At 64.4% G+C, this 4,218-nt stretch carries 5 protein-coding genes and 2 pseudogenes; 1 reads left to right on the top strand and 6 read right to left on the bottom strand.

The window, feature by feature from the left end; genetic code table 11:
• Positions 1 to 469: pseudogene (locus BM199_RS33065) on the top strand (hypothetical protein); the annotation flags it as partial.
• 79 nt (positions 470 to 548) lie between these two features.
• Here the strand turns inward: BM199_RS33065 and BM199_RS33060 are convergent.
• From BM199_RS33060 to BM199_RS33655, 6 genes and pseudogenes are all read right to left on the bottom strand, one after another.
• Positions 549 to 860 carry a hypothetical protein gene (locus BM199_RS33060; RefSeq protein ID WP_091680105.1) on the bottom strand — a complete coding sequence of 104 codons (312 nt, stop codon included), beginning with the start codon at positions 858 to 860 and terminating at the stop codon, positions 549 to 551.
• Complete coding sequence (locus BM199_RS33055; protein WP_091680102.1) at positions 860 to 2,077, bottom strand: putative T7SS-secreted protein; 1,218 nt, start codon at positions 2,075 to 2,077, stop codon at positions 860 to 862. Before BM199_RS33055 ends, BM199_RS33060 begins: the two co-directional genes overlap by 1 nt.
• A gap of 2 nt (positions 2,078 to 2,079) precedes the next feature.
• Positions 2,080 to 2,394 (bottom strand): hypothetical protein, encoded by a 315-nt coding sequence (locus BM199_RS33050; protein ID WP_091680099.1) that lies wholly within the window; start codon positions 2,392 to 2,394, stop codon positions 2,080 to 2,082.
• 117 nt (positions 2,395 to 2,511) lie between these two features.
• Positions 2,512 to 2,874, bottom strand: coding sequence for a hypothetical protein (locus BM199_RS33045; RefSeq protein WP_091680096.1), 363 nt, complete (start codon positions 2,872 to 2,874; stop codon positions 2,512 to 2,514).
• A gap of 1,019 nt (positions 2,875 to 3,893) precedes the next feature.
• Positions 3,894 to 4,058, bottom strand: coding sequence for a hypothetical protein (locus BM199_RS34175; RefSeq protein ID WP_177242661.1), 165 nt, complete (start codon positions 4,056 to 4,058; stop codon positions 3,894 to 3,896).
• Positions 4,055 to 4,218, bottom strand: a pseudogene (locus tag BM199_RS33655) (IS701 family transposase); the annotation flags it as partial. The gene BM199_RS34175 and the pseudogene BM199_RS33655, both read right to left, overlap by 4 nt.

The following is a 4,218-nucleotide window of genomic DNA, read 5'->3' as shown; positions in this document are numbered from 1 at the left end:
GGTCACGCTTCCGCCGCCGACGACAACACCAAGCCCGCCTCAGCCACTACAAACGCCGCGGCTACCCACTTCCTTAACTGCCGTTGCAGTACTAGGACACGAAGAGTACGACGGAAGCGGACAGCCCATCGCCTACGACACCCAGGAACCGTTCGTCACGCTCGACCGCGCCCTCGCCACCGGCGACCTCACGGTGTGGTTCCTCGGCATCACCCTCGACGCACTCACCCTCTGCGGCGACATCCTCACCGTCGCCGTGTTCGAACCCGACCTCTACGACACACTCTTCGCCCACGCAGTCACATCAAACTCCGAAGGCGCAGTCCCCACCCGCGCACTACCGTTCGAAGGGCACACACTGCGCGAACTCCGAGAACACGGCCAACTCTCCCCCGGCGCAGCCGCCGCACTCCACCTCACCTGGAAACACCGAGCAGAAATACTGGCAACGAAGCCGCAAGGAAAATAGCGGACGAAACGCGAAACAGTCACATCGCTTGAAGGCCCGTGTCGAGTGCAGTGATCGGAACTAGGGGCGACGTCGGTTGTTAGGGCATGGGCTTTCGGGTCTTCGGTGTTCCTACCGCACGGAGTACCTCGGCTAGCCAGACCAAATGCCGAGTGGGAGTTTCGTCCGTTCCATCGAGCAGCGCTTCTAGGTGCGCCCATGATTCGGATACCTGGCCTACACCCAGTTCTGCGGGTTCGGCGTACACGTTGTACAAGGTGTCGTCGTCGATGGTCCAGAAGTAGTCACGTTCCAGTTCGACGACACCATTTTCGTTCTGCGCCAGGTGGTCCAGCAGCAGTGCGCAGGCTTGTCGCAGGCGTTCGACAGGGATTCGCACCGAGTCGCTCATCAGCCGCCTCCTTGAATGTCGTCGATCTGCCGCTGGAAGGTCTTTATTTCCGCTTCCAGATGTCGGATTCTACCATCGATGATGCGTTGTCTGATTTCCGGCGTCGGAGCGTTCTTCAGTATGCCTTTGTTGTCGAAGGCGTCCGGGTTGGCGCGGTATGCGGCGAGTTTGTCCTGGTGCTCACTGACTTGTTTCTCCAGGGAACGGACGGCGCGCTGTTCCGACACCGTCAGGCCACCAGCCCACGCACCCCGTTCTCCGACCTTCGCGGCATCCCCGGCCTCGTCCACAACATCCGCGGCGCGTTCCGCACCTTTGACCGCACCCCGCCCGGCGCGGATGGCGGCAGCCCCGGTACCGGCGGTGGCCGCAGCTGCGATGGCGTCAGGGATGAGATGGCCGATGGCGCGTCCGGGGCTTTGTTTCCAGGTGTCGTAGTCGATCAGGGCTTTGCCGAACTCGGCAGGGTTCTGAACGGCACCGACAAAGCCTTGCGCGAGCGTGCCCATGTCCTCGGCCCAACCTTGTGGATCGACGAGGAGACGGTTGGGGCTGTAGGTAACGACCATGTCGGCCAGGCCGGTGACACCTTCCCAGGCGCCGATACCGATCTCACCGGCGAACCCGGCCACCTCGGCAAGCCATCCCGGCTCGTCCGGCGCCACATCGCCCTGGACGCGGATCGCGGCAGCAGCCCGCTCACCGGACTCAGTGAGCTGGTTCCGCGCTCGGTTCAGGATGTCGCGGGCAGCAGTGCGGTGCGCTTCACCAGGATCGGTGAACGGCGCCACGGTGACACAGGTGGGATTGCCGGCTGCCGTATTGGCTTGATTCTGCGCGTTCGCCTGGGCGACCGCCACGTCGTGACTGGCCCGGGCTTCGCGGGTGGCTACCTCACCCTGCTGCCAGCGGTGAATAGCCTCACCGGCCTGGGCCTGCGCCCAGCGCAATGTGTCGGCATGCGTAGCCAACGCATCGGCGGCGGCCGTAAACGCGTCAGCGGCGGTACGCCAGCGGACAGGTTCGTAGGTGAACTTCTCCCGGAACGCCTCTCCCGCAGGACCTGTCCAGCCCCCGGAGTCGATCGCGGCCAGCCCCTCGGCCACGTCGTCCATGGTGCGGTGACGGTCGCGCAGCACGACCACGTTCTCCTCGATCGCCTCGGGCCGTCCGGGAACGAGCGCTCGAGGGTCAGTGGTCCGCCCTAGTTCGGCCACCCTTATGCCTCGCCCATCGCCCGCGCCGCCCCCTGAAGCGGGTCGCGCATCCCCTCGTCAGTGGCCTGGTAGGCGCTTGCCGCGCGGCCCAAGGCGTCGCGGATGCCTTCGGCATCGTCCAGCAACACCTCTACCCCGTACTGCCAGCGCCCACAAAAATCGGCGAACGCGCCGTGTACCGCGTCGCTGCCGTACTGCTCGGCGTCCCCACACACCCCGCGGATCTCACAGACCTCCCTGTCGTGAAGCGTCTTGCCGATCCCCGACGCGGCACCCCGCAGCGCATCCACATCGACATCAAAGCCGTCCCCACCCACGTCACCCCTCCCTCGCCTGCTGTCACGGCCACATCACGAGACGCAATCAGCGTAGCGACGTAGCGGCCGGTCCGACGGCCCTTAGTCCCAGCTTCGGGTATAGCCGACTGGAGAATCTCACTCGTCTGGAGTAGCGGCCAAAACCGGAATCACATGCTCATCCTGCGGGTCCAGCAGAACCCCCACACCCTCGGGCAACTGGGACAACAGATCAGCACCAGTCATCGCCTGCCAATCACACTCCCCCGCGAAGCAGCCCAGCCGCTCCAAAGTCGAGAACACACCAACCCACCGACCACCCGCAACCTCCGCGATCAAAACCCCGGGGCGCTCTGGCCGCTGGCAATACACCGCGGCCTCCCCGAACACTCGCCGGAACATCGCAGGATGACGCCGACCCGCACGCACCAACCGCGCCACCCGAACCACCTCAGGCTCACCCAGGCCGATGCCTCTTGCTTGTTCGTCCTCGCTGCGCATTTCAGTACAGTACGAGCCGTACGATCCTGTCCGACTCGGAGATACCTGCGCCGTCACCCCGCGCACGATCGCCGCACCAGCTGGTTGTGCCGCCGCTACGAACCCGGCTCGCGTTCGTAGCCCGAGCTTCGGTATCGCCACGCATAGGCCCCGCGAACCGCGCGGTCCAGGTGACGCGCCCACGTTCTGGCACGTGGTTACTCTCAGTAGGAACCGGGGACCGGCATCGAGATCCGCCGCCTGGGGGCACACCTGATTCACAACCTGGAACGCGACCTCCTTGCCGGCGACACCTTCCCAGGACAGCCCCTCAAACATCGCGGGACCGTTGGAAGTGACGGTCGCTGATGCCCGCCTGGCCGTGGTGAAATTGGTGACACCCCAGGCATGGCTCGAATGTGTCCGCCAGGCTCCCATGGCGCCGTTCGCAGTGGAGGTCTGGGTGACCAATCGTTCTAGCGGAAGGTCCCTCCTCGTGCACTATCGTGTGCGTAGGTGGGTACCGTGGGTACCACTCGGCGGCACGAGTAGAGCCAGGCGAGACGCTGCGGACCGCCGCCACCCCGAACTCCTGAAGAAACCAGCCTGTCCAGCGAGCTGCTGTCAGATCCGGCGGCTGTCCCGATGCTCTCCACTCGCGCCCGGCTGATCGCAGTCGCTTGGCCTGTACTACGTCGAGTGGTCACCACGCGCAGCTCGGTCGGAAACGAGGCCGGCCGCCAAGATGGTTCGACCTGAACAAGGAATGGCACAGCGCGCTTCCCCAGGAACGCGAGGGGATTCGCGCACACGTGCACCGCTTAGCGGCAGAACTTTAAGCCGTCGCTCGCCGACTTAGCTCCTGCCGCACGTGACTCGTGATTGCTTGGCGAATGAGTCAGGAAGCCCCGTATGATGGCGTTCCTCGCTCTTGGCCTGACAGGAGAAGTATGGGTGCTTTGGAGTTCATCGGGTCACTTGTTGGATCTCTGGCGTGGCCTACAGCGGTGATCGTCCTTGTGCTAGTACTGCAACGGCAGTTAAGGAAGTGGGTAGCCGCGGCGTTTGTAGTGGCTGAGGCGGGCTTGGTGTTGTCGTCGGCGGCGGAAGCGTGACCAGGACCAGATGTGTTCGGCGGCGTCGGCGACACGCAGGACCAGCTTGGTGAGCAGGCGCCGGATCTCCGGTAGTGTAAAGCTGATCATGTCTGGTTCGGCGATACCGATTCCCCTTTTATGGCAAGGGATTTGGCGACGGCGAGCCAGGCGTGGGCGAGCATCGACAGGGTGATGTGGGCGTACCACGCCCGCCAGGACCGGACCTGGTAGTGATCCAGTCCGGCTTCGTTCTTGGCCTGCTGGAAAC

This window comes from Amycolatopsis marina (assembly GCF_900111885.1).
Taxonomy (GTDB): Bacteria; Actinomycetota; Actinomycetes; order Mycobacteriales; family Pseudonocardiaceae; genus Amycolatopsis; species Amycolatopsis marina.
The sequence above is the reverse complement of the archived record's forward strand: the minus strand, read 5'-3'. Positions and strand labels throughout refer to the sequence as shown.